This window comes from Celeribacter baekdonensis (assembly GCF_900102315.1).
GTDB lineage: Bacteria > Pseudomonadota > Alphaproteobacteria > Rhodobacterales > Rhodobacteraceae > Celeribacter > Celeribacter baekdonensis.
Genome location: NZ_FNBL01000003.1, coordinates 281,544 through 306,199, shown reverse-complemented (window position 1 = coordinate 306,199; position 24,656 = coordinate 281,544). Strand labels below are relative to the sequence as shown.

Annotated in this window: 31 protein-coding genes; 16 read left to right on the top strand and 15 right to left on the bottom strand. The window is 58.7% G+C overall.

Annotated elements, in window-relative coordinates; all coding sequences use genetic code 11:
• Positions 1-29: 29 nt before the first annotated feature.
• Positions 30-1,016, bottom strand: coding sequence for an adenosine kinase (locus BLT54_RS08045; protein WP_074643276.1), 987 nt, complete (start codon positions 1,014-1,016; stop codon positions 30-32).
• Entirely contained in the window at positions 1,009-1,653 is a 645-nt protein-coding gene (nth, locus tag BLT54_RS08040; RefSeq protein WP_074643273.1) for an endonuclease III, read from the bottom strand. Before nth ends, BLT54_RS08045 begins: the two co-directional genes overlap by 8 nt.
• Positions 1,654-1,850: 197 nt before the next feature.
• Here nth and BLT54_RS08035 point away from each other — a divergent pair, with 197 nt between their 5' ends.
• The 4 genes from BLT54_RS08035 (at position 1,851) to BLT54_RS08020 (ending at position 5,167) form a co-directional block, all read left to right on the top strand.
• Complete coding sequence (locus tag BLT54_RS08035) at positions 1,851-2,558, top strand: Hint domain-containing protein (protein WP_074643270.1); 708 nt, start codon at positions 1,851-1,853, stop codon at positions 2,556-2,558.
• A 97-nt stretch (positions 2,559-2,655) separates the two neighbouring features.
• Entirely contained in the window at positions 2,656-3,582 is a 927-nt protein-coding gene (locus BLT54_RS08030; RefSeq protein WP_176832845.1) for a methylated-DNA--[protein]-cysteine S-methyltransferase, read from the top strand.
• A gap of 37 nt (positions 3,583-3,619) precedes the next feature.
• A complete protein-coding gene (locus BLT54_RS08025; protein ID WP_074643268.1) occupies positions 3,620-4,267 on the top strand; it encodes a YiaD family glycine zipper/OmpA-like lipoprotein in 648 nt (215 codons plus the stop codon).
• Positions 4,268-4,396: 129 nt separating this feature from the next.
• The gene (locus tag BLT54_RS08020; protein ID WP_074643567.1) at positions 4,397-5,167 is read left to right on the top strand and encodes a FadR/GntR family transcriptional regulator; all 771 of its coding nucleotides are present in this window, start codon (positions 4,397-4,399) and stop codon (positions 5,165-5,167) included.
• A 91-nt stretch (positions 5,168-5,258) separates the two neighbouring features.
• Here the strand turns inward: BLT54_RS08020 and BLT54_RS08015 are convergent, their stop codons facing one another.
• The 5 genes from BLT54_RS08015 to BLT54_RS07995 form a co-directional block, all read right to left on the bottom strand.
• Positions 5,259-5,831, bottom strand: a complete 573-nt coding sequence (locus BLT54_RS08015) for a F0F1 ATP synthase subunit B (RefSeq protein ID WP_074643252.1) — start codon at positions 5,829-5,831, stop codon at positions 5,259-5,261.
• 4 nt (positions 5,832-5,835) lie between these two features.
• Positions 5,836-6,366 carry a F0F1 ATP synthase subunit B' gene (locus BLT54_RS08010; RefSeq protein WP_074643250.1) on the bottom strand — a complete coding sequence of 177 codons (531 nt, stop codon included), beginning with the start codon at positions 6,364-6,366 and terminating at the stop codon, positions 5,836-5,838.
• A 113-nt stretch (positions 6,367-6,479) separates the two neighbouring features.
• Positions 6,480-6,716: a F0F1 ATP synthase subunit C gene (locus BLT54_RS08005; protein ID WP_009572193.1), complete on the bottom strand. Its 237-nt coding sequence runs from the start codon at positions 6,714-6,716 to the stop codon at positions 6,480-6,482.
• A gap of 58 nt (positions 6,717-6,774) precedes the next feature.
• Positions 6,775-7,530, bottom strand: coding sequence for a F0F1 ATP synthase subunit A (locus BLT54_RS08000; protein WP_074643248.1), 756 nt, complete (start codon positions 7,528-7,530; stop codon positions 6,775-6,777).
• Between the two features lie 2 nt (positions 7,531-7,532).
• Positions 7,533-7,889 (bottom strand): AtpZ/AtpI family protein, encoded by a 357-nt coding sequence (locus tag BLT54_RS07995; RefSeq protein ID WP_074643246.1) that lies wholly within the window; start codon positions 7,887-7,889, stop codon positions 7,533-7,535.
• Positions 7,890-8,120: 231 nt separating this feature from the next.
• Between BLT54_RS07995 and BLT54_RS07990 the strand changes: the two genes are divergently transcribed.
• The gene (locus BLT54_RS07990) at positions 8,121-8,447 is read left to right on the top strand and encodes an ArsR/SmtB family transcription factor (protein WP_074643244.1); all 327 of its coding nucleotides are present in this window, start codon (positions 8,121-8,123) and stop codon (positions 8,445-8,447) included.
• A 5-nt stretch (positions 8,448-8,452) separates the two neighbouring features.
• On the opposite strand, the gene BLT54_RS22525 is transcribed toward BLT54_RS07990, so the two are convergent.
• The gene (locus BLT54_RS22525) at positions 8,453-8,797 is read right to left on the bottom strand and encodes a winged helix-turn-helix transcriptional regulator (RefSeq protein ID WP_074643241.1); all 345 of its coding nucleotides are present in this window, start codon (positions 8,795-8,797) and stop codon (positions 8,453-8,455) included.
• 94 nt (positions 8,798-8,891) lie between these two features.
• Between BLT54_RS22525 and BLT54_RS07980 the strand changes: the two genes are divergently transcribed.
• Positions 8,892-9,617 (top strand): MBL fold metallo-hydrolase, encoded by a 726-nt coding sequence (locus tag BLT54_RS07980; protein ID WP_074643565.1) that lies wholly within the window; start codon positions 8,892-8,894, stop codon positions 9,615-9,617.
• Here BLT54_RS07980 and BLT54_RS07975 read toward each other — a convergent pair.
• The 3 genes from BLT54_RS07975 to BLT54_RS07965 form a co-directional block, all read right to left on the bottom strand.
• Complete coding sequence (locus BLT54_RS07975) at positions 9,601-10,500, bottom strand: DMT family transporter (RefSeq protein ID WP_245707979.1); 900 nt, start codon at positions 10,498-10,500, stop codon at positions 9,601-9,603. The genes BLT54_RS07980 and BLT54_RS07975 overlap by 17 nt on opposite strands.
• 112 nt (positions 10,501-10,612) lie before the next feature.
• Entirely contained in the window at positions 10,613-11,518 is a 906-nt protein-coding gene (locus BLT54_RS07970; RefSeq protein ID WP_074643238.1) for a LysR family transcriptional regulator, read from the bottom strand.
• A gap of 75 nt (positions 11,519-11,593) precedes the next feature.
• Complete coding sequence (locus BLT54_RS07965) at positions 11,594-12,394, bottom strand: glycosyltransferase family protein (RefSeq protein WP_074643233.1); 801 nt, start codon at positions 12,392-12,394, stop codon at positions 11,594-11,596.
• A 323-nt stretch (positions 12,395-12,717) separates the two neighbouring features.
• Between BLT54_RS07965 and ffh the strand changes: the two genes are divergently transcribed.
• The 10 genes from ffh to BLT54_RS07910 all read left to right on the top strand — a co-directional run bounded on the left by ffh (position 12,718) and on the right by BLT54_RS07910 (position 20,149).
• Positions 12,718-14,241, top strand: coding sequence for a signal recognition particle protein (gene ffh / locus BLT54_RS07960; RefSeq protein WP_074643230.1), 1,524 nt, complete (start codon positions 12,718-12,720; stop codon positions 14,239-14,241).
• Positions 14,242-14,243: 2 nt separating this feature from the next.
• Positions 14,244-14,786 carry a GNAT family N-acetyltransferase gene (locus BLT54_RS07955; RefSeq protein ID WP_074643227.1) on the top strand — a complete coding sequence of 181 codons (543 nt, stop codon included), beginning with the start codon at positions 14,244-14,246 and terminating at the stop codon, positions 14,784-14,786.
• Complete coding sequence (locus BLT54_RS07950; protein ID WP_074643224.1) at positions 14,783-15,097, top strand: chorismate mutase; 315 nt, start codon at positions 14,783-14,785, stop codon at positions 15,095-15,097. Before BLT54_RS07955 ends, BLT54_RS07950 begins: the two co-directional genes overlap by 4 nt.
• 49 nt (positions 15,098-15,146) lie before the next feature.
• Positions 15,147-15,533, top strand: coding sequence for a 30S ribosomal protein S16 (gene rpsP, locus BLT54_RS07945; RefSeq protein ID WP_009572180.1), 387 nt, complete (start codon positions 15,147-15,149; stop codon positions 15,531-15,533).
• A 199-nt stretch (positions 15,534-15,732) separates the two neighbouring features.
• A complete protein-coding gene (gene bluB, locus BLT54_RS07940; protein WP_074643221.1) occupies positions 15,733-16,377 on the top strand; it encodes a 5,6-dimethylbenzimidazole synthase in 645 nt (214 codons plus the stop codon).
• Positions 16,378-16,412: 35 nt separating this feature from the next.
• The gene (gene rimM, locus BLT54_RS07935) at positions 16,413-16,922 is read left to right on the top strand and encodes a ribosome maturation factor RimM (RefSeq protein WP_074643217.1); all 510 of its coding nucleotides are present in this window, start codon (positions 16,413-16,415) and stop codon (positions 16,920-16,922) included.
• 390 nt (positions 16,923-17,312) lie between these two features.
• Positions 17,313-18,146, top strand: a complete 834-nt coding sequence (trmD, locus tag BLT54_RS07930; RefSeq protein WP_083351749.1) for a tRNA (guanosine(37)-N1)-methyltransferase TrmD — start codon at positions 17,313-17,315, stop codon at positions 18,144-18,146.
• 251 nt (positions 18,147-18,397) lie between these two features.
• The gene (gene rplS, locus BLT54_RS07920; protein WP_009572175.1) at positions 18,398-18,781 is read left to right on the top strand and encodes a 50S ribosomal protein L19; all 384 of its coding nucleotides are present in this window, start codon (positions 18,398-18,400) and stop codon (positions 18,779-18,781) included.
• Between the two features lie 11 nt (positions 18,782-18,792).
• Positions 18,793-19,014, top strand: a complete 222-nt coding sequence (gene rpmE, locus BLT54_RS07915; RefSeq protein ID WP_009572174.1) for a 50S ribosomal protein L31 — start codon at positions 18,793-18,795, stop codon at positions 19,012-19,014.
• Positions 19,015-19,336: 322 nt separating this feature from the next.
• Positions 19,337-20,149, top strand: a complete 813-nt coding sequence (locus tag BLT54_RS07910; protein ID WP_074643210.1) for a division plane positioning ATPase MipZ — start codon at positions 19,337-19,339, stop codon at positions 20,147-20,149.
• 20 nt (positions 20,150-20,169) lie between these two features.
• Here the strand turns inward: BLT54_RS07910 and BLT54_RS07905 are convergent, their stop codons facing one another.
• The 4 genes from BLT54_RS07905 to BLT54_RS07890 all read right to left on the bottom strand — a co-directional run bounded on the left by BLT54_RS07905 (position 20,170) and on the right by BLT54_RS07890 (position 24,651).
• A complete protein-coding gene (locus BLT54_RS07905) occupies positions 20,170-20,580 on the bottom strand; it encodes a hypothetical protein (protein ID WP_074643207.1) in 411 nt (136 codons plus the stop codon).
• A 54-nt stretch (positions 20,581-20,634) separates the two neighbouring features.
• Positions 20,635-20,928, bottom strand: a complete 294-nt coding sequence (locus tag BLT54_RS07900; RefSeq protein ID WP_143026776.1) for a hypothetical protein — start codon at positions 20,926-20,928, stop codon at positions 20,635-20,637.
• A 126-nt stretch (positions 20,929-21,054) separates the two neighbouring features.
• Positions 21,055-22,008: a glycosyl transferase family protein gene (locus BLT54_RS07895; protein WP_074643202.1), complete on the bottom strand. Its 954-nt coding sequence runs from the start codon at positions 22,006-22,008 to the stop codon at positions 21,055-21,057.
• A 6-nt stretch (positions 22,009-22,014) separates the two neighbouring features.
• Positions 22,015-24,651 carry a nitrate reductase gene (locus BLT54_RS07890; protein WP_074643201.1) on the bottom strand — a complete coding sequence of 879 codons (2,637 nt, stop codon included), beginning with the start codon at positions 24,649-24,651 and terminating at the stop codon, positions 22,015-22,017.
• Positions 24,652-24,656 lie beyond the last annotated feature (5 nt).

The following is a 24,656-nucleotide window of genomic DNA, read 5'->3' as shown; positions in this document are numbered from 1 at the left end:
GCGCGCCGTTTTTGATCCGAGGTCAGGCCTTAGATCAGCCCCTCTTTTTGGAACAAGACCTTGAGGTCCGCCTCCGGGCGCGGGCCGATGTGGGAAATCACCTCGGCGGCGGCCACACAGCCCATCCGACCACAGGTGGCAAGGCTTTGCCCGGTGGCGTAGCCATAAAGAAAGCCCGCCGCAAATTGATCGCCCGCCCCCGTGGTATCCACGGGTTGCACGCGTTTGACCGGCACCACCGCCTCTTCATCGCCACGCACCAACACCACGTCAGAGCCGCCGCGCGAACAGACCACGAGGCCGCATTCGAAGGCCGCCAATTCCAAGGCCGTCGACAGGTCGGCCTGATAGAGGCTTTCCCATTCGTGTTCGTTGCCGATGACGAAATCCATCTCTTTGACAAAGGTACGGAAATCGGCGCGGTGACGGTCCACACAGAACGGATCGGACAGCGAAATCCCAACCTTGCCGCCTGCCGCTTTGGTCAGTTTCGCGGCTTGGTCAAAGGCGTGTTTGCCCTTGGGTTTGTCGTAAAGATAGCCCTCAAGGAACATGATGTCCGTGTCGCCTGCGGCCGCCTCGGTCACATCAGCTTCGGAAATTTCCGAAGAAATCCCTAAGTAAGTGTTCATCGACCGCTCGCCATCGGGGGAAACGAAAATCATCGACCGCGAGGTTGGCAATTCGCCACCCGGCACAGGCGCATTCACAAAGGCGGTGCCATCGGCCACCATCTCGGCGGCATAAAACCGTCCCAGAGCGTCGTCATGCACCCGCCCGATAAAGCCGGTTTTCAGCCCCAGCATACCCAGCCCCGCCAGAGTGTTGGCCACGGACCCACCCGGCGTTTGAACCCGGTTTTCCATCGCGCCATAAAGCATCTCACCGCGCTCTCTTTCGACAAGCTGCATGATGCCTTTGTCGATCCCCATAAGGTCGAGGAAACTGTCATCGGCCTGGCTGATCACATCGACGATGGCGTTGCCGATACCGACAACCTGATAGGTTTTAGTCAAAATTCTTCTCCTCGAAGGCGCAGAGGTCTCGTATCAAACATGTGCTGCACAAAGGTTTACGCGCTTTGCAGGTGTAGCGTCCGTGCAGGATCATCCAGTGATGCGCGTGTTGTTGGAATTCGGCGGGGATGTGATCCTCAATCGCGCGTTCGACCGCGACGACATCTTTGCCCACGGCCACGCCCGAACGATTGCCGAACCGGAAAATATGGGTGTCGACAGCTTGGGTCGGCACATGCCACCACATGTTCAACACCACATTGGCGGTTTTGCGCCCCACGCCCGGCAGACTTTCAAGAGCCGCACGGGACGAGGGCACCTCACCATCATAGTCATCGACCAAAATCTGGCTCAGTTTGATGACATTCTTGGCCTTATTGCGATAGAGGCCGATGGTTTTGATATGCTCTATCAAGCCCTCTTCGCCCAAATCGAGCATCTTTTGCGGCGTATCGGCGATTTTGAACAGGGCATTCGTGGCCTTGTTCACGCCCTTATCGGTCGCCTGCGCCGAAAGCGCGACGGCCACCACCAAAGTATAGGCGTTGACGTGATCAAGCTCGCCTTTCGGCTCGGCCTCGGCGGCTTGGAACCGGGTGAAGATCTCTTTGATCGTGTGATACTCAAGCTGTTTCATGGGCGTTCTAATGCCTTGTCCCGCCGTTTTGAGCAAGTCGTAGGTGACATGCGTGCGGTTTTCCTAAAATCAGATGAAAATACGCGCAATTTAGAGCCTTTGAGACGGGGGGTGATTAATCCGGCCTTCAAGGTTTCCTGAAAAACTCGCCCTAACTTGGCTATCCCAGGATCACACACTATCGCAGGATCACACATATGAACGCTGTTGCGGATATGAGCCCTTTTGTGGGAATGGGGATGACGGGGGCGGAGCGTTTGTCCGATGAGGCTTTGATGCCAGATCACACACTTCAAAGCGGTCCCAAATCTCTTTCGGGGTTCGGTCCCGGTGTGATGATTGAAACCGCCGAGGGCCCGCAACCCGTCGAATGGCTGCGCCCCGGCGATCTGTTGTTGACGCGCGATCACGGATATCAACCGCTCCTTTGGGTCGGGAGAAGTGCCTTGGATGAGGCCAATGTCGCCAAACCGATGCGCATCGTCGCAGGCGCTTTGGGCGAACGCACCCCTGAACGCGATCTGATCCTGTCGCCGGACCACCATATTCTATTGAGCGCACCGCAGATTGAACTCTATTTCGCCGAATCTGAAGTTTTCGTGCCCGCCTTCGACATCGCCACCGAAGCAGAGGCCAACTTCAATATCCCCCATCCGGAATATGCCTATTGCCACCTGCTCATGGCGGAGCATGAGGTGCTTTTGGCCGAAGGGGTTTGGATCGAAAGCCTGTTTGCCGATGCAAACACCCTATCCATGCTGTCGTCCAAAACTGCGGGAAAAATCATCGCAAAACTCGGGCCACATCACCTAAGCACGCAATCTGCCCGCCTGATGCTCCACCGGGGCGAGGCTTTGGTGTTGCACCCCCGCTCCGTAATCGCGGCGCGGCGCATGGCCGCCTGATGCCAGAATGCGCCGACGTTTCGACAAGTTTCGGGTCGGCAGAGGGCAACAAAGCGATTAGGCTTTGGGAGATTCCATCAGATCCCGGATACAGACTGTGACCAACGCACCATCGCCACTTGAGGACCAATACCATTACAACGTGATCCGTCGCGCCATCGACCTGCTGGATCAGGCCCCCCTGCCCTTGCCGCTTGACGCGCTGGCACAGGATCTGGGCATGAGCCCGCATCACGCGCAAAAAATCTTTTCGCAATGGGCCGGAGTGTCGCCTAAACGGTTTCAGCAATATCTAACCTTGGGCCACGCCAAGGCGATGATTGCACGCAATCATACAATGGTTGAGGCCGCCGATGGTGCCGGGCTGTCCGGCACGGGCCGCCTGCACGACCTGTTTATGCGCTGGGATGCGATGACGCCGGGGGATTTTGCCCGCAAAGGTGCGGGGCTGACCCTTGCTTACGGCTGGTTCGCCACACCCTTTGGCGAAGCCTTGGCCATGTCCACCGAACGTGGCCTCTGCGCCCTCGCATTTACGTCTGAGACCACGCGAGAGGCGGCCTTTGCCGACCTCTCCGGGCGTTGGCCCGCCGCCACCTACATCGAGGACACCGAAGCCGTGCGCCCCTACATCACCGCAGCCATCGGCGGCGGCGATCTGAAACTGCACCTCATCGGCGCGCCGTTTCAGATCAAAGTCTGGGAGGCGCTTTTGTCGATCCCTTCGGGTCAGGTCACCACCTATTCCGACATTGCTGCGGCCATTGGTGCGCCCAAAGCCGTGCGTGCGGTCGGCACCGCCGTCGGGCGCAACCCGGTGAGCTGGCTGATCCCCTGCCACCGCGTTTTGCGCAAAACCGGCGCTTTGGGCGGCTATCACTGGGGTTTACCCGTCAAACGCGCGCTTTTGGCCTATGAAAGCCTGCAAGCCGACAGTCAACTCCACCTCCCGACTGAGCAGAAACCCGCCGCACTTGCGTGCTCCGCGAAAATCCACCGTGTTTCTGGCGCAATAGAGCGGTAAAACCAGCGCCAGAGCAGTTTTAACACGAGGATACGATATGAAATCCCCTCTTTTCGTTGCCATCCCGCTGATCGCCAGTTTTGGCCTGACTGCGTGCATGGACACCTATGCCACTGATTCCAATCAAAAAACCACCCAAGGTGCCGTTATCGGCGCGACCCTTGGCGGCATTTTGGGCGCAAGCTCCAATGACGACAAATTGGCAAAAGCCGCCGTCGGTGCGGTGATTGGTGGGGCCATCGGTGGTGCCATCGGTCAACAATTGGACAAACAAGCCGCAGATTTGCGTCAGGACCTCGGCAATGATGACGTGAAAATCGTCAACACCGGCTCGCAGTTGATCGTCACCATGCCACAGGACATTCTGTTTGCCACCGATAGCTCCGTTGTGATGCCCTCGCTGCAAAGCGACCTGAGCAAACTGGCCTATAACCTTCAGGATTATCCGAACACCACGGTTCAGGTGATCGGTCACACGGACAACACCGGCTCTGCGACCTACAACCAAGCCTTGTCGACCCGCCGCGCCTCTGCTGTGGCGACGATCCTGACCGCCAATGGTGTGGCTCCGGGCCGGGTTCAGGCCTATGGCCGCGGCGAAGATGCGCCTGTGACCACCAACCTCACCCCGGAAGGCCGCGCGCAAAACCGCCGCGTCGAAATCGTCATCACGCCGATGACCTGACCTTGCCATAAGGGGACGATTTGAAAGGCCGGGCTCAGTCCCGGCCTTTTTCACGGCCAACAGATGCGTGTTTTCGTGGCACCTCTGCGCGTCTGGTCATATGATTTGATCACTCTTATGGAGGGGCCCATGCCATTTCAAAAAATCAATGCCGAAAAACTGGCGCATTCGGTGATGAAGCAAATCGAATTGTTGATCCTGCGTGGCATTTTGCGCCCCGGCGAACGCCTGCCCTCGGAACGCGATTTGGCGGAGCGTCTGGGCGTGTCGCGGCCCTCCGTGCGCGAAGCCCTCGCAGAGCTCTCGTCCAAGGGGCTTTTGACCACAAAAGCCGGCGCGGGCGTGTTTGTCGCAGATGTCTTGGGGTCGGCCTTTTCCCCCGCCTTGGTCAAACTCTTTGGCAGCCATGACGAGGCGGTGTTTGACTATATCGCGTTTCGCCGTGACATGGAGGGCTTGGCCGCCGAACGCGCCACCCGCTTTGCCTCAGACACCGATTTGAACGTCATCAACGCGATCTTTAAAAAAATGGAAGCGGCGCATCCAAAGCGCAATCCAACCGATGAGGCGCGGCTTGATGCGGAGTTTCACCTCTCGATCATTGAGGCCAGCCACAATGTCATCATGCTGCATATGATGCGGTCAATGTTTGATCTGCTGCGTGAGGGCGTGTTTTACAACCGCTCGGTGATCTTCAAACAACGCACCAACCGCGCCCTGCTGTTGGATCAACACCGCGCCATCAATGACGCGTTGCAAGCGCGCGACCCGGACGCCGCCCGCGCCGCCGTGATCCGGCATCTGGATTATGTCGAAGCGGCGCTCAGCGATCAGCAAAAATTTGAGCGCAACGAAGACATTGCCCGGCTCAGGTTTGAGCATGAACAGTCGCGGGGCTGAACCGTTTCATTGCAGCCAAATACTCAAAACAAAACCCCCGCAAAGGCGGGGGTTTTTTGATCGGGGTCTGATGGGTCAGGTCAGGAAAAGATCAGTGCAGTTTTTCACCCACTTCGGTGATCGAGGTTTCGATCAACGCGTTGGCATCCGCTGCCGTCATCTGTTTGGTGATGATGTCAGAGGCCGCGCCAATGGCCACCGTGATGGCCGCGTTGCGCACGTCGCGGATGGCCGCGGCTTCGGCTGCCGCAATCTGGTCTTCAGCGGCGGCGAGACGACGTTGGATCGAGGTCTTGATGTCCTCTTTCGCTTTCTCGGCGGCAGCTTCCGCGTCTTTTTTCGCCTGAGCGACGATGGCATCGGCTTGGTTCTGCACTTCGCGCTGCTTGCGCTCGTAGGAGGCCAAGATCGACTGCGCTTCGTCGCGCAGCGCACGGGCTTCGTCGAGGTCAGATTTGATACCAGCCGCACGGTCGTCAAGCATTTTGCCCAACAGAGCCGGAACCTTTTTCCAGATCAGAATGCCAACAAACACCAAAAAGCCCAAAAGGACGATCAGGTTGGTGTTGGTCAGTGTCCAGAAATCACCCGAAAACGGGTTTTGGGATGCGGCCAAGGCCGGAGTCGCGGTGACGAGAGCGATGAGAAGAGAAAGTTTTTTCATATCCTTACCCTTTCATACGCGCGGTGACCGCGGCGGTGATGGTGCGTGCATCCGCAGTTGAGCCGAGGGCGGCGACGATTTCTTTGGCGGTGTCTTTGGCCACAGCTTTGACACTGTCCATCGCACCATCGCGGATTTCGTTGATGGCTTTCTCAGATTCGGCCGCTTTGGCCGCAATCTGTGCATCGGCTTTGGCCAGCGCTGTGTCGAGATCGGCCTGAATCGCAGCGCGAGTCTCGTTTGAGATCCGTTGCGCTTCAGACTTCGCCTCAGCGAGAGCCGCGTTATAGGCTGCTTCTGCCTCTTTGGCCTTGAGTTTGAGCTCTTCGGCGGCAGAAATATCATTCATGATCGTGCCGGACCGTTCCGCAAGCACCGTAGAGATGCGCGGCAGGGCGATTTTCGAGAGCACGAAATAGATCACGACAAGCGTGACCAGAAGCCAGAAAATTTGGTTGGGGAATGTCGCGAAGTCGAGCTGCGGCATGCCTGCCTCAGCGGTCGCCAACTCTGCCCCGTGCGTCTCTGTTGCCATCTTATCCTCCTGGCTCTGACCTAATTCTCCGAACCCATGCCGGAGAGACCCCTAGTTTACGCGAGGGTGGATCGGAAAACCGACCCACCCTGCCGTAAGGATAGAGTGTTCGATCAGACGGCGAACATCAGCAGAAGAGCGACGAGGAACGAGAAGATCCCCAGAGCTTCTGCAAAGGCCATGCCGATGAAGAGGGTCGCCGTCTGCGACGCAGCGGCGGACGGGTTACGAAGAGCGCCGGACAGGTAGTTGCCAGCCACGTTACCCACACCGATGGCTGCGCCACCCATGCCGATTGCTGTGAGGCCTACACCGATGTATTTGCCGAGTTCTGCGATATTGCCTTCCATGGGGGTATCTCCTTACGTTGGAATTGGCTGAAAAAGCGAGTTCTAAACCTGACCGGACTTAGTGAGCCGGGTGAAGCGCGTCCTTGAGATAGACACAGGTCAGAATGGTGAACACGTAGGCCTGAATGAAGGCCACGAGAATTTCGAGACCGTACATCGCGGTGATCGCAAGGATCGAAACCGGCGAGATAGCGGCGATGGCGGCGAAGCCCGCGAACACTTTGATCACGGCGTGGCCAGCCATCATGTTGCCCGCCAAACGAATGGAGTGGCTGACGGGGCGCACGAAGTAGGAGATCAACTCAATCACCGCAAGAAGCGGGCGCACAGCGAGCGGCGCGGAGGAGATCCAGAACAAAGCGAGGAATTTGGAGCCGTTTTTCACGAAGCCCAAGACAGTGACAAAGGTGAACACCAGAAGGGCCAGAACACCGGTCACAGCAATATGCGAAGTGGTGGTGAAGGAGAGCGGCAGAAGGCCGAGGATGTTGGCGAAGACGATGAACGAGAACAGCGTCATGATGTAAGGGAAGTAGCGGATGGCGTCTTTGCCGGCGACATCTTCGACCATCTTATAGACGAAACCGTACATCAGCTCGGCAATGGACTGACCTTTCGAGGGCACCATGGCGCGGCCACGCGAGCCGACGACCAAAAGGAGCACGATCGCCAGAACGGTGATCGCCATCCAAAGCGTGACGTTGGTCACGGTGTACCAATGGATCGTGCCGTCGCCAAACAGAGACACCGGCTTGAACTGATCCATCGGGTGGAAGGCCAAGCTGCTCTCGGAACCATGCGCTTCAGTTGCCACGTTCAATCCCTCTCATCACGTGCGGGATCACCCGCGTTATCATTCTTGGCGGCATCTGCCACCTGCCCAGCTTCGATTTCCTTGGCGGTTCGCATCATCGTTTTGACGCCCGCAGCAAGACCGAAGCCTATGAACAGTACGAGGAACAAGGGCATTGTGCCCAAGAGCTTATCCAAGCCCCACCCTATACCAAAGCCGATCAAGAGACCGGCCACCAATTCCACCACCATCCGCCAGGCCATATTGGCCTGAGAAAAGTGTTCTTCACCGCGGGAGGTTTTGGGAGCAAGTGCCCCTTTCACCTTTTCAATCCGCTCTTCCAAAGCGCGCAGGCGCTCGGGATCATGCGGGTCGGTCATGGCAAAAAGCCCCTTTGGTTGCTTGGCGGCAAGCTATGCGGGGGGACATTCAGAGTCAACACGGGAATACCCCATTTTGAAATGGATTAAGATACTGTTTTTATTAAGTATTTAGATCACGGTAAAGACGGGACACCCCATGCCTTTGCCGCTGTTAGCGCTCGCCGCTCGCGTTTTCGTTATTCAACCAAATGGTTGACCAAAGCGTCGCGCGGCCCTAACGCATTTCACATGTCGCATGATCTTGATCTCATTTTTGCCGCCCTGTCTGATCCGACCCGTCGGGCGATCCTTGAGATGTTGCTTGAGGATGACATGGCGGTGACCGATGTGGCCGAACCGTTCGAGATGTCACTGGCGGCGATTTCCAAACATCTCGGCATTCTCACCCGCGCCGGATTGATCGTGCAAGAAAAGCGCGGGCGGGTGAAATGGTGCAAACTCGACCCGAGCGCCATCCGCGCCTCCTCTGTGTGGATGCAGGGGTTTGGCCAGTTTGTGGAACTGGACCTGGATGGGTTGGAACGGTTTTTGGCGCAGGAACTGGTGCAAGACTAGGCCCACTATGCCCATTCTTGGCTCCAGTCGTAAAGCTGTCCCACGATCTCGCCCAACGCGCGGCCCTTGTCGGTCAAAGAATAGCCGACCCGTCGGCGGGCGTCTTGTTTAGCGACCCGCAAAACCAATCCATTGTCTTCAAACTCTCGCAACTGTGCCTTTAAAACCTTTCGGCTGATGCCATCGAGGGCACGGGTGAGTTCGAGGAAATGCATCTCTCCCCCCAGCAAACAATGAAGCACGCTTGGGCCGTGCTTGCCGCCCAGCAGCCGCAGCGTCTGCCCCACAGGACAGGCACCTGTCTCCGGGACGGTCCACGGGCGGTTTTGGGGCGGCCTCACATGCTGCATCTCGGTCCTCCGGTTACAAAAAAGTGCCCAATTGCGACCCTTTGACGGTGATGTCATCACCAATCGCATCCTGATCCTATCCGAGATACGCGCCATGACCCAAACATTTGTCGATACCATCCCCATGCTGCCCTTTGGCATGCTCAATGCCTTTCTGATCAGCCGGGGAGATCGCGCCGTTTTGGTGGACACAGGCCTGCCCAATTCGGAACGCAAGATCGAAAAGGCTTTGAACGCAAGGGGCTTGGATTGGTCAAATCTCACCCTCACCATTCTCACCCATGCCCACATTGATCACGCCGGCTCCGCCGCCCGTGTGCAGACGCGCAGCGCCGCGCCCCTGCTCGCGCATCACGATGAGCTGCCCTATTGTCAGGGCCAGCCGCCGCTGCTCACACCCAGCGGCCCCTTTGGTCGGGTGTTTTACAGGACGGGTGCGATCCAACGGCCCTTTGACACCGTGACGCCCGATGTGATCATGACCACGGACGTGTTCGATCTCTCAGAGTTTGGGATTGCGGCGCAGGTGCTCCACACGCCCGGCCATACGCCGGGGTCCGTGTCGGTCCTTTTGGACGACGGCCGCGTCATCGCCGGGGATTTGGCAGCATCCGGGATTTTGCTTGGCGGCATCGCCTGCCGCGCCCACCCGAAATCACCGCCATTCGAAGAGGAGCCCATGCGCGTCGTCGCATCCTTGCAGCATCTCTTGTCTCTCGACTGTGGCCTGTTTTTTCTGGGTCACGGCGGCCCGCTTCCCGCCACAGCCGTTCAACGCCACAGTGACACGCTACGGCAAAGGTTTACGCCTCGTGTTTGAGCAACAAATAGAGCGCCAACATCGTCAAGCCAATCCCACCGAACACCAAGATCGGCGGCACGCCATGGCCCAACAGGATTTCCCAAATGATCACCCATGAGGGCACAAGATAGGTATAAGCCATGACTTTCGCCGCCGCCAAACGCACGGAGGCAAAGGCCAAAAGCGAGGCGGTGATGGTGGTGGCCACAACGGCGAGATAAGCCATGGTGATCCAGACGATTGGAGGCAGCGCGGCCCAATCGGTGGCCAGAATGTCGCGCCAGCCGAACGCGAGGATCACGATGGAGGCGGCGGAAAGGACAAAGAAGGTAAAGACAAAGGTGCGCTCACCCCGGTGCAAACGCGGCACCAAGGGCGTATAGATCGCATGGGCGACAACGCCGATAAGATATAGCGCCTCGCCTTTGCCAATCTGAAACGCCAAAAGCGCGCTGAGATCCGCCCGAAAAATCACCCAAAGCGCGCCCGCCGCCCCAATGGCCAATGCCATGGCGATGCGGCGCGTGGTGATTTGGCGCATGATGAGATAGCCGAAGAACGCGGCCAAAACCGGGGTCAGGGTAAAGACGGCCGAGGCGGAGACAGGCGTGGCCGTTTTCAATCCGACAAACATCATCACGAAATACAGCGCGAAAATCCCGCCGAGGATGGCGTAGCGCCATGGCTGTTTGAAAGACGCACGCGGGATGCCGCCAGTCGCAAGTGCCAAAACACCCACGATCAGCGCCGCCAGCACAAAACGCAGCCCGTTGATTGCAAGAGGGGTGATTTCATTGGCGGCCATGGACCCAAGCGAAAAGGACCCGGCAACGAGGAAAGAAAAGGTGAGCATCGCAAGATGCCCGTTGCGCCGGTCATTGGCAGAGGCTTTGTTTGGCACGAGAGGCTCCCTGTGAAACCAGTTGCGATCAACTGGCCCCATGCCCCTTACCGAAACGGCGCGTGCGCGTCCATTGCCCGCACGCGCACAGGGGACGTGACGTGCGCTGTCATCACGCCGAGCATCTTTCGGGCAAATCTTCCATGTCCTTCGCATAGGCTTTCAAAAACTTTAGAAAAGCCTGCACTTTGGCGGTGCGATGCAGATCGACATGGGTCACCAGCCACCCCTGACTCTCCAGCTCCGGCGTGGGAGGCATCAGTTGTACCAACCCGGACGTCCGCTCGCCCCGCCATGTTGGCATGAACCCTGCCCCTGCCCCCGCTATGACAGCCTCGGCCAGAGCTTCGCCATCAGAGGTGCGAAACACCACCCGATCATCGGCGACATTCTCATTCATCCAGATCATGAAAGGCGCGCGCGAGGTCTTGTTGTCCAAGGCGACGAAGCGCAGCTTGGTTGTGAGATCGGCGTCATCTGGCCGGCCATAGCGTTCAAGGTAGGTCTCATGCGTGTAGAGGCCAAAGGCTTGGCTGTAAAATTTCTGGACCACATTGTCGGGTTCCTGCGGCGGCAGGCCCGCACGAATGGCAACATGCGCCTCGCCATATTCCAGCCGCAGCACACGTTCGTCCATCACATAGCGCACATAGAGATCCTGGTGTTGGTACTGAAACTCGGCAATCGCGGGCGCCATAAGCCGCGCGACACCGGGCAAGGAGGTGATCACCAATTCGCCCTCGACCTTTTCACCACGGCCTTTGATGCGTGAGACGAGCTGTGAAAACTGATCGTCGGTGGTCTGGGCAATTTTCAACAGATCAAGCCCGGCCTCGGTCGAGGTGTACCCGCGCGCATGACGTTGGAACAGTTTGACCCCAAGGCGCGATTCCAAAGAGTCGATATGGCGGATCACGGTGGCATGGTGCACGCCAAGGGCCTGGGCTGCGCCTGAAACGGTGCCCATCTTGGCGACCTGAAAGGCGGTGCGAAATTCATCCCAGTTTTCAACAGACATCAACAACCTCATGTGCAGCAAGGAACGCTTCCCGCCACACTCACGCCGTCCGTTCAAAATTGCAAGGGCATTCCTTTATTTTCGCAAATGCGCCCAACGCTGCGCCTGCTCAGGCAGCGCCGCATCCCATTCCTGCGCCAAGGCCACCCGTTCGACCGCCAAAAGCGTCTCCAGGGTAGAAATGCGCTCTGCGGCCTGACCGTCCTTGGCACGCATGTGATCCTGAAACCGATGCGAATGGAGAATGGTCGGGCGGGCATCCAGCGGCTCCCACGCATCCAAGACCGTCACCCGGCGCAGGTTGAATTCGGGCGGCAAAACGTAAAAGCGCAAATCGCTTTCCCATAACAGGTCCTTAAGAATGATCTGATCGCGCTCAATCGCATCATCGGCGAAAAACCGATCCGCCCATTCGGCCAGAAAGGCCCACATCGGTTCGGAGCGGCGATAGAGAAACACCCCGGAATTGTGTTGCGGAAAAGCATAGGGGGTGTGGTGGTCTCGGCCCTGTTGGATCAAGGCCCAATCCCGGCGCACATCATGGGTGAGCGCGCATTCAAACCGATCCAGCACCGCAAAGAGATCGCCCAGCGGGGCGAGAAAAAGCGTATCGCAATCGACATAGAGCGTGCGTTGAAACCGGGTGGCGGACATGGCACGCAGTTTCTCACGCGGGTGCATGTCGGAACAGGCGGTGACCCGATCAAACAGATCCCGCGGCAGGTTTTCCGGCAGGTCGGTGACCAGATCAATGGCAATATCGGGGTCCTGTGCCCGTAAGGAGCGCGCCGATTGGATCGCCAAATCCACATAATCCGCCCCGCCCGCCACATAAAGCACGCCGGTTTCACAGGCCTCTTGTGCGCGGACTGTCATCTGTGCGTCCTTCATCTGGTCTCTCCCCTGAGCCGTAGATTAAATATTAGAGTGATCTGGCCCATCGACCAGCGCGTTTTGCGCGGGTCTGACGCCTCATTGTCTTGACTCTCCATACGCAGGCGCGTAATGCCCGGATCAAATTCCCCGGAAGTCGCATCTTCCGGTCCTCAGGCCGAGTGCCAGGATCGCCCCCCGTCAGCGTTATACGCCCACGGGGGCGGAACCGCATTTGGGCTTTGCAATTCGCCGCTCTGTCCCCAAATAGAGCATATCGTTAACGGCCCCTGATCCCAAAACGGATCGAAAAAGGAGAACGGCCCATGTTTGAAAATCTGTCCGAACGCCTCTCTGGCGTCTTCGACAAGCTCACCAAACAGGGTGCGTTGTCTGAAGACGATGTAAAAACCGCGCTGCGCGAAGTACGTGTGGCGCTGCTTGAGGCCGATGTCTCGCTTCCCGTGGCGCGTGATTTCGTCAAAGCGGTCGAAGCCAAGGCCACCGGCCATGCGGTGACCAAATCTGTGACTCCGGGTCAGCAAGTGGTCAAAATCGTCCATGACGAATTGATCGCCGTTCTGGCCGGGGACGGCGCAGAAATCGGTCAGTTGAAGGTCGACAACCCGCCTGCCGCGATCTTGATGGTCGGTCTGCAAGGCGGTGGTAAAACCACAACCACCGCGAAACTGGCCAAGCGCCTGAAAGACAAACAAGGCAAGCGCGTGTTGATGGCCTCGCTTGACGTCTACCGCCCGGCGGCGATGGATCAGCTCAAGGTCTTGGGCGATCAGATCGGCGTCGACACGCTGCCCATCGTGCCCGGACAAAAGCCCGCCGACATCGCCAAACGCGCCAAACAACAGGCGCTGATGGGCGGCTATGACGTCTATATGCTCGACACGGCGGGCCGTCTGTCCATCGACGATGCGTTGATGACTGAGGTCGAAGAGGTCAAAGCCATCACCGCGCCGCGTGAGACGCTTTTGGTGGTTGACGGCCTGACCGGTCAAGATGCGGTCCACACCGCCGAAAACTTTGATGGCCGCATCGGCATCACCGGCGTTGTATTGACCCGGATGGATGGCGACGGGCGCGGTGGTGCGGCGCTCTCCATGCGCGCGGTCACCGGCAAGCCGATCAAATTCGTCGGCTTGGGCGAAAAGATGGACGCGCTCGAAGAATTCCACCCGGACCGCGTGGCCGGTCGCATCCTGGGCATGGGCGACATTGTTGCGCTGGTCGAAAAGGCGCAGGAAACCATTGAGGCCGACCAAGCGCAGCGGATGATGAAGCGCTTTCAAAAGGGTCAGTTCAACATGAACGACCTGAAGATGCAGCTTGAACAGATGCAAAAAATGGGCGGCATGGAAGGCATCATGGGGATGATGCCGGGCATGGGCAAAATGGCCAAGCAGGTCAGCGATGCGGGCTTTGACGACAAGGTCATCACCCGCCAAATCGCGCTCGTGCAATCCATGACCAAAAAAGAACGCGCCAACCCGGCGCTGCTTCAGGCCTCGCGCAAAAAGCGGATCGCCAAGGGCGCGGGTCTTGAAGTGTCCGAGCTCAACAAGCTTTTGAAAATGCACCGCCAAATGGCGGACATGATGAAAAAGATGGGCAAAATGGGCAAAGGCGGGATGCTCAAACAAGCGGTCAAAGGCATGTTTGGCAAAGGCGGCCCCGAAGGTCTTGAGGATATGGACCCGGCCAAAATGGCCGAAGCCACCAAGGCGCTCTCTGGCGCATTGCCCAAAGGCATGTCCGGCCTTCCCGGCGGCCTTCCGGGTCTGGGCGGCGGCATGGGCCTGCCCTCCAATCTCTCTGGTCTCGGCAAAAAGAAATAACCATGACCCTCGCCCCCACCATAGACACCCAGCGCCTGCGGTTGCGCGGCCATGTTGCAAATGATTTCGATCACTTTGCCAACATGTTCGCGTCCGAGCGCTCGACGTTTATGCACGGGCCGCTGACCCGCCGTCAGGCTTGGTTCGCGTTCTGTGGTGACATCGCGCAATGGGACCTGTTTGGGCACGGCGCATGGGGCATTGAGCGGCTCAAAGACGGGGCATTTGTTGGTCAGGTTGCACTCAACAAACCGCCGCATTTCCCGGAACTCGAACTGGGCTGGTTCATGATGGAGGGGTTTGAGGGCCACGGTTACGCCTTTGAAGCCGCCGAAATGGCTCGTGCCTATGCCTATGTCGAACTGGGTCACGACACGTTGGTGTCCTATATCGACGCGGGCAATGTCCGTTCGATTGCGCTGGCCGAACGGCTGGGCGCAACCTTGGACACCACGGCCAAAACACCCGATGACGAGGACTGCCTTGTCTATCGTCACCCCACCCCGGACGCCCTGCAAGACGGCGGTATGGAGGCCTACGCATGAGCAATGACATCAGCCGCGCTCAGGAGATCCTCGCTCAGGAAATCCTCAAAGAGCATCGCGAAAGCATCGACCGGCTGGACGCGATCCTCGTCTATACGCTGGGCGAGCGGTTCAAACACACACAGGCTGTCGGCAAACTCAAAGCCGCACACGACCTGCCGCCTTCTGACCCCGATCGGGAGGCCAAACAAATTGCCCGGCTCGAAGATTTGGCCAAACGTGCCGATCTTGACCCGGAATTCGCAAAGGAATTCCTGAAATTCATCATTCAGGAAGTCATTCACCACCACGAAAAACACCAGGATTGCTGAGCGTTTTCAAACACGTCTCAGCTCAATAGCTCAATCAGGAGATTACACCATGGCTATGAAAATTCGTCTCGCCCGCGGCGGTTCCAAAAAACGCCCGCACTATTCCATCGTTGCATCCGACGCGCGTATGCCGCGTGATGGCCGCTTTATCGAAAAGCTGGGCACCTACAACCCGCTCTTGCCGAAAGACTCCGAAGATCGCGTCAAAATGGACCTCGATCGCGTGAAATATTGGCTCGGTCAAGGCGCACAGCCGACCGACCGTTTGGCACGTATGCTCGAAGCTGCTGGCGTTCTTGAGAAAAAAGTCCGCGCCAACCCGAACAAAGCCAAGCCGGGCAAAAAAGCCGTTGAGCGCGCTGAAGAGAAAGCCGCAAAAGTGGCTGCTGCCGCTGAAGCTGCTGCCGCTCCGGCCGAAGCTGCTGCTGAGGAATAAGCCCTGAACCGCTGCGGCCTGTCCGCATCGGTATAGGGGGGGGTCAGGCCTTTGACCTGACCTCTGCTGTTCTGCGCCGGGCCTGCCGTTTGGTGGGCCCGGCGTTTCCCCTTTTGGGTGGTTTTCTGACACGAAAAACCTGCCTTTGATGCTGACCCACGCGGCATGAGGCGGCCGGTTGCAACACAGGATCAGACAGATGACGACATCTCATATCGGCCAGTTTTCACAGGCGTTTCGAAACGATCTGCATGCGCTCTTGCGGTGGCGGCGGGACGTGCGTCGGTTTCGCACCGATCCGGTGGACGAAGCGACTTTGACCAAATGCCTTGATGCGTTCACCTTGGCGCCCTCGGTTGGGTTGTCGCAACCTTGGCGGATTGTGCGCCTGACATCAGAGGCCGCGCGCAAAGCCGCGCTTGAGAATTTCGAGACCGCCAATGCCGAGGCTTTGGCGGGCTATAGCGGCGAGACCGCCAAACAATATGCCGGGTTGAAACTGACCGGGATGCGCGAAGCCCCCGTGCAAATCGCAGTATTTTGTGACGAGGCCACGGCGGAGGGCAAAGGCTTGGGCGTGGCGACCATGCCCGAAATGCTGCGCTATTCCGTGGTCTCCGCGATCATGCAATTTTGGCTGATGCTGCGTGCCGAGGGCATTGGATTGGGCTGGGTGTCGATCCTTGATCCCAAGGCGCTCTGCCGCGACCTTGAGGTGGCAGACACGTGGAGCCTGATCGGTTATCTTTGCATCGGGCATCCCGAAGAAGACACGGAACAACCGGAACTGGAACGCCTTGGGTGGGAAAAACGTCACCCTTGCCCGGACATTCTGGACCGTTAATCTAAAGCGCCGGAAAGGCCAGTCGAGAGTTGGATATGACGGATACAAGAATCATCGTTGGCGCCATTGCGGGCGCGTTTGGCGTTTATGGCGAAGTGCGGATCAAAAGTTTCTGCGCGGACCCCGAGGCGATTGGCGACTACTCGCCCCTCACCTCAGAAGACGGCAAAACCACCTATAACCTCACCCTCACCCGCGCGATCAAAAACGGCTTTGCCGCCGATCTGGAAGGTGTGACCACCAAGGAAGAGGCCGACGCGCTCAAAGGCGTTGTGCTTTATGCCGAGCGGGACGTTTTGCCCTCATTGCCCGACGACGAATATTACCACGCCGATTTGATCGGGCTGACTGTACTGGATACGGGCGGCGCGGTGTTGGGCACGGTGAGCAATGTGCTCAACCACGGTGCGGGCGATCTGTTGGAAGTCTCAGGCCCCGCGTTGAAAGCCTCGGTGTTGATGCCGTTTACGATGGCGGTTGTGCCGACGGTGGATTTGGCGTCTGGCCGGATCATCGCGGACCCACCGGAGGGGCTGTTTGAGTGAGCTGACGGATTCTCATCCACGCCGGGTTTCACAAAGCCGGCACGACGACGCTCCAAAACACCTTGTTTCGCCATGCGGCTACCTTGCTGCCGCGTTCCAACATGCGGCCATCTTGCGCCGCCTGTTGAAGCCGACCTACAAGACCGCGTGATTTTGACACCGCTATGGTGCGCGGTTCTCGGTTTGTCGGGCCATCGCGGTAACGCCTAAAGCCGCCAAGACCAAGGTCACAGCCCGCGCCATTGATTTCTTTTCGCTGTTGGACATCAAAGAACCCCGCCTATCAAATGGTGCGCGAGGCGATTGTAAACCCAACGGCACCTAAAGCGGATCAGCTTTAACTTTTCCTTTCGCCCTTGGCGCATCTCTTGGGCGCGTCTATATGGCGGTATGTCCGACGAATCCAACCCCACCGCCCCAAAGCCGATGAAATCCCATGGCCGCCTCGCCGTGCGCCCCACCGTGGCGCCGCGCGAGTTGATGACCAACACGCCGGACCTGATGGGCGTGTGGAAAGCAAAGATCATCACGCTGTTCCCCGAAGCCTTTCCGGGTGTCTTGGGCGAGAGCCTGACCGGCAAAGCGTTGCAAGAGGGCACATGGCAATTGGAGCAAATCCACCTGCGCGAGTTTGGCGAGGGCAAGCACCGCAATGTCGATGACACCCCTGCGGGGGGCGGTGCGGGGATGGTGCTGCGTCCTGACGTGATGGGCCGGGCGATTGACTTTGCCATGAACGGCACACCGCCCAACCGCGAAGACTGGCCGCTGGTGTACCTGTCGCCACGCGGCAAACGCTTTGATCAGGCGACGGCGAAACGTTGGTCCAAAGCGCGCGGGATCACGATGATCTGTGGCCGCTTTGAAGGCGTTGATGATCGGGTGCTGTTCCACTATGGCATCGAAGAGGTATCTTTGGGCGATTTCGTCCTCACCGGCGGCGAGATTGCGGCGCAGGCGATGATCGACGCCACGGTGCGGCTTTTGCCCGGCGTTTTGGGCAATGCCGAGAGCATTGAGGAAGAAAGCCATTCCAACGGGCTTTTGGAACATCCGCAATTCACCAAACCCGCTGAGTGGCGCGGGATGCCGATCCCCGAGGTCTTGATGTCCGGCCACCACGGCAAAATCAGCGAATGGCGTCAGAAAATGTCCGAAAAAATCACCCGCGAACGCCGGCCGGACATGTGGGCGGCCTATGAGGCCGAAAAATCCAACAAATAAAGGGGCAAACCCTCTTGATCGAATGGGTGGGTGGCCCTATACACCGCCCATCCGGGACCGGAATCGGTTCGCGGATCTTTTTTCTTTGGTCTGATGTTTTCTTCGACATCGCCTGAGACCCGGAAAAAGACCAAAGCAAAGACGACCTGAACCTCTGGCGGGCGCATCTGCGGACCCGATAGAAGACACAGAGCTCTGAGGACGCGTAAACCTTCACGGGCCAAAACCGTGAGCATCATTGGAGTAAAGCGATGAACCTTATCGCCCAACTGGAAGCCGAGCAGATTGCTGCCCTCGGCAAGACCATCCCGGATTTTAAAGCCGGTGACACCATCCGCGTCGGTTACAAAGTGACCGAAGGCACACGCACCCGCGTGCAGAACTACGAAGGTGTCTGCATCTCCCGCAAAAACGGCAAGGGCATCGCTGGCTCTTTCACCGTGCGTAAAATCTCCTTTGGCGAAGGCGTGGAACGTGTGTTCCCGCTGTTCTCGACCAACATCGAGTCGATCGAAGTTGTGCGTCGTGGCCGTGTGCGTCGCGCCAAACTGTACTACCTCCGTGATCGTCGTGGTAAATCCGCACGTATCGCCGAAGTCACCAATTACAAGCCGCTTTCCGGCGCAGACGCGTAAGGACCTGACCGATGAAAAAAGATACACACCCCGAATACCACTTCATCGACGTCAAAATGACCGACGGCACGATCCTTCAGATGCGCTCCACCTGGGGCAACGAAGGCGACCAGCTTGCCCTCGACATCGACCCGACCGTGCACCCGGCATGGACCGGCGGCAGCTCGCGCCTTATGGATGCTGGCGGTCGCGTGTCGAAGTTCAAAAACAAATATGCGGGCCTCGGCTTTTAAGCCAATCCCCCTTTATGATGATCAACGCCGTCCCATGGGGCGGCGTTTTTCGTTGAGAGCACGCTGTCAACCTTTTCCAGTCCACCTCTTCCAGTCCAGCGTGCATCTCCTGTGTGCATCTCCTGTGTGCATCTCTGGGCTTCGGCCAAACCGGATCGAGCCCCCCGCGCAGCAATGCCACATTTCGGCAACGGCCCTGACGTTGCCCCGGCCCGCGTGTTGATCGCACTTGAACAAAAGCCCCGAACAACGGCATACAAGAATTCAAACGACATGAGCGCGCAGACCAACAAGCGCGCCGAGAGAAGTGGGAATACGGGACGTGGCGCATATTATCATCGTCGGGAACGAAAAGGGCGGGGCCGGGAAGTCAACCGTGTCCATGCATGTGGCAACGGCTTTGTCCCGTCTGGGCCTGCGCGTGGGCGCGCTGGATCTGGATTTGCGCCAAAAAACATTCGCCCGCTATTTGGAAAACCGCCTGTCCTATTGCGTGCGCGAGGGGATTGATCTTCCGACCCCCGAATATCGCGACCTGCCTCAAGTGGAGGCCACGGATTTGGCCGAGGGCGAGAATATTTATGATCGTCGCCTGTCAATGGCGGTGACCGGGCTTGAGGAATCCTGTGATTTCATCCTGATCGACTGCCCCGGCTCGCATACCCGCCTGTCTCAGGTGGCGCATTCGCTGGCCGACACGTTGATCACGCCGATGAACGACAGTTTCATCGACTTTGACCTTTTGGCGCGGGTCGATCCCGACACCAATAAAATTCTCGGCCCTTCGGTCTATTCCGAAATGGTGTGGAACGCGCGACAATTGCGGGCGCAGGCCGGGTTGAAACCGATCGAATGGGTGGTCTTGCGCAACCGTTTGGGTGCGCAACAGATGCACAACAAGAAAAAGATCGGCGACGCGATGGAAGAACTGGCCAAGCGGATCGGGTTCCGTGTCGCGCCGGGGTTTTCCGAACGGGTGATTTACCGCGAGCTGTTCCCACGCGGTCTGACGCTTTTGGATTTGAAAGACATCGGCGTGAAATCGGCGCTCAATATTTCCAACGTTGCCGCCCGTCAGGAGCTTCGCGACTTGATGAAAGAGCTGAAATTGCCCAATGTTGACGTCGATTTTTAATCAGGTTTGAACGGGGGCGTTCAGTTCAATTTGACCACGCTCACATCCTCAACGCGCAATCCCTTTTTGGCAAGCTGCGCGGCAAGGCTGTCGGGGGTCTTCCCATCGCTTTGTGGCGCGCGGATGGTTTTGGGGTTCAATTTGATCTGTTTCGGGCGCTCGCGCCACAGGTGACGCGGGTCATATTTGGCGTACCAAGGTTGGCTCGGGCTGCCATAGGCATCATATGTACCGTGGCCTGCGGTGGCATGGCCCGATTTGCCCGAAAGCTGGTCGGTCAACGACATATAAGACGCGGCGGCCACGCTGGTTGAGGACAGGTGCGACATGTCCCCGGTCTGCGCCGCGTGGCGCAACCCGTCCGATTTAAAGACAATGAATCCAATCGCCATGGCAGAAAATAAAAATGCCTGAAGAACCAATTTATACATAACGTGCTCGTGTAAAATATCTGAATAAAATTCGAATGTTAGGCCATAGTATTGTTAGGCCATGTGATCGAGCCGACGCAGGAACGCATCGCCCTTTTGCTTGCCCGCCGGTGCGATGTGGCGTTCGCCGGGGATCACATAGCGCGCGCTCTCCTCGACCAGCGCGCTGCGGGTCGGGTGCTGTGCTTTGGCCTCGCGGTGACGTTGAATCATCAGGGCTGCGACCGCAAAGATCATCAGGCCAAAACCGATCGCCATCATCGTCACCTGATCAGCGGCATCCAATCTCGCCATCCACTGTGTCAGCGCCTCTTTTGCCTTATGTGCATAGTCGAGTGCATAGTCCATGTTCCGGGCCTCCATCGCCTGTCATGCCCTCACAGTGCTGGCGTAAAACGGCGAAAATCAGGCAAGGAGATGGTGAAAGCGGAGGGAATTTAAGGTAAAGACAGGGCGTCCCGCCCCACGCCGCGTTTACGCCAAGCGATTGGCCCAAAGCCTCTGCGCTGTCTCCTCCGGCGCAGCCTCGCCCAGCGTGTCAAGCGCCAGCGCTGCGGTGGACAGGACAATCGCCTCGGCAAACGGATCATCCAGACGCCCGTGCCACAGATCAGACAGGCGCGACAGCTCCGTTTCGCCGTCATTCAACCGGCGCGCCTCTTCCCCGGCGGGCGGGAAAAGCGCCTCCCAGCTTTGACCATTGCGCAACCCAAAGGCCTGAATATCCTTTGACGGGTTGCGTTCAAATTCGCCGCCGCCGCCTTTGATCACCGTCATCGCGGGCAGGCCCAAAAGGGCGGAGGCATCGGCCTGAAGTTCGCGGTAGGGCGGATGAAACACGCCTTGGACCGAGGCGCGCGCACCGCCGGGGTTGAGCATCCGCGCCACGGTGTTGAGGCAAGACCGCAGGCCAAAATCGGCGCGCAATTGCAACAGACGCAACAGCTCAGGCGAGAAATTTTCCAACGGCAGATAGGCGATGCCTGCGCGCGCCATCGTGTCGCGCGCAGCACGCGGACTGTCGCAACTCTCGATCCCGGCAAAGGGTAGGCCCTCGCGGATCAAATGGCCGTTTTCGCCCAGCCCGTTCCAACCATGCATCAAAACCTGATGCCCGCCCAAGGCCACCAATCGCGCCGAAAGCAAAAACCACGGCAGGCCGCGCGTACGCCCGGCGGCATAGGACGGCCAGTCCAAATCCGGCCTCGGCACGGCGGTCAACCCGGCGCGCAAGGCGGCGGTGAACCCCGCAATCTCGCCCGGCACCTCGCCTTTCATCCGCATAAGCATCAGCATCGCACCCACGCTTTCAGGCGCGGCCTCGCCACGCAACACCCGCAAAAGCGCCTCTTGCGCCTCGTCAAAGGTCAAGGATCGGGACCGACCAGGGCCACGCCCCAGAATGCGGACAAATTCAGAAATGCTCATCGGGGTTCACTCAGCGGCTTCTTTGGTTTGGGCCTTGGCGATGAGCGCTGCGATTTCCGGGCGACAAGAGCCACAGTTCGTGCCCGCATCCAATGCCGCGCCAATCGCCTCCACGCTCATCAACCCGCGCGTTTCGATTGCCGCCAAGATAGTGTTGATCCCGACATTAAAACAAGAGCAGAGCACGGGGCCGGGGTCCGGTTGATTGGCAGGCGACTTGCCCGCCAACACGCCCGGCACCTCTTGGCCCGGCAGTGCCGCCAAATAGTCGCGCATGACGGCAACGGGTGTGCGCGAGATGAACAGGGCTGCGACCAAGGCACCGTTGACATGAAACGCCACCCGCGCCGTGCCTTTGGCCGGGTCCAACATGGTCTGGACATCGGCATCGGGCAGGCCAAACAGCGTGCGCGCCTCTTCGACCCAGTCTTTTGGGAGGGTCGTCCCGGCCAATTCGACCCGGTAGCCCGCATAGGTTTTGGCCAAGGCCCAATAGTCGCACGTCGGTTTGATCGGCATTTGCGAGATGGCAAAGCCGTACCATTTGGCGGCAAAGGGCGTGACCGAGACCACCGCAGCTTTGCTTTCGGGTTGGCCGGAAATCGGGTCCGTGACGGAGGGCACCAAAGCATCAATCCGCGCCGAGGGCGCATTTTCCCCGCTCCAGTGCATCGGCACAAAGACCTCGCCTTTGGGAGTCCGATCCGTGATCATCGCGCGCACAATGGCGCGGCCATTCGGGGTTTTGAGCGCAACCAATGCGGTCGGACCAATGCCATTTACGCTCGCATCCTCTGGGTGAATTTCCACGAAAGGTTCGGCCATATGCGCCGACAAACGCGGCGAACGCGCGGTGCGGGTCATGGTGTGCCACTGATCGCGAATGCGCCCGGTGTTCAGGCGGAAAGGATAGCGTTTCTCCGTTTTGGCAACGGGTGGTTTCCACGCCACGGGCAGCATCCGCCCCTTGCCATCGGCGGTGAAAAACCCGCCATCGGCAAAAAAGCGACCGCCCTTTTTGTCACTTGAAACCGGCCAACGGGTCGGCGCGAGATCGGCATAAGCGGTGTTCGAGAGGTCCGAGAGGCCGGAGATGTCAAAATCGCGGCCAAAGCCGCCCGCTATGCCCGAAAGGGCCGCATATTCGCGGAAAATCTCCGCCGGGGTTTCATATTCAAACGCGGCGTTGAAGCCCATGCGCCGCCCGACCTCGGCCAGTTGATCCCAATCGGGGCGGGCCAATCCCGGCGCGGGCAAGACCGCGCGTTGACGCGACATCATCCGGTCGGAATTGGTCACCGTGCCGTCCTTTTCGCCCCATCCGGTGGCGGGCAAAAGCACATGCGCCAAACGGGCGGTGTCGGTGGCGGCGGTGATGTCGGACACGACGACGAAATCGCATCCGGCAATGGCATCGCGCACTTTATCGGCATCGGGCATGGAGACGGCGGGGTTGGTGTGAATGATCCAGAGCGCCTTGATCTTGCCCTCGCCCACCGCTTTGAACATCTCAACGGCTTTCAGCCCCGCAGCCTCAGGCATGGCGGGGGCGGACCAAAAGTCTTTGACGGCATTGCGATGATCGGCGTTCTCGAGATCAAGGTGACAGGCCAACATATTGGCCAATCCGCCGACCTCGCGCCCGCCCATGGCATTGGGTTGGCCCGTGACGGAAAACGGCCCCATCCCCGCGCGCCCAATTCGCCCGGTGGCGAGGTGACAATTGGTGATGGCATTGACTTTATCGGTGCCCGAGGAGGATTGATTGACGCCTTGGGAAAAGATCGTGACGACCTTTTTCGTGCCGCACCAGAGATCGAAGAACTCGGCCAGAACGTCATCGGAAAGCCCGGTGGCCGAGAGATCATCGGCGCGCGCGCTCACCAAAGCCGCGTCCAGCCCGGAGACATGTTTGGCAAAATCATGATCCACCAAACCACGGTTTTCGATCTCCGCCAAAAGCCCGTTGAACAGCGCCACGTCAGAGCCAAGCGCCAGCGGCAGATGCAAATCCGCCAGATCACAGGACGCGGTGCGGCGTGGGTCGATGACCACGAGTTTTTGGTCCGGGCGCGCTTTGCGGGCGGCGAGGATGCGTTGATAGAGCACCGGATGGCACCACGCGAGGTTCGACCCGGTGAGCACGATCACATCAGCCTCGTCCAAATCCTCATAGGTGCCCGGCACCGTGTCGGTGCCAAAGGCACGTTTGTGCCCGGCCACGGTCGAGGCCATGCAGAGCCGCGAATTGGTGTCGATATTGGCGGAGCCGATAAAGCCTTTCATCAGCTTGTTGGCGACATAGTAATCCTCGGTCAACAATTGGCCTGAGACGTAAAAGGCAACCGAATCTGGCCCGTGTTTGGCGATGGTGTCTTTGAAAGTCGTTGCGACCAAATCCAGCGCGCTGTCCCAATCCGTGTCTTGGCCATGGACGCGTGGGGCCAAAAGGCGGTCGTCGAGTGAGACGGTTTCGCCCAAAGCCGAGCCTTTGGAACAGAGCCGTCCGAAATTGGCCGGGTGATCGGGATCGCCCCGCACCTCCAATGCGCCTTGCGCATCGACCGCCAAAAGGACGCCACAGCCGACCCCGCAATAGGGGCAGGTCGAGCGCAGAGAACAGGCGGATTTGGGGCGTTTCATGCCGA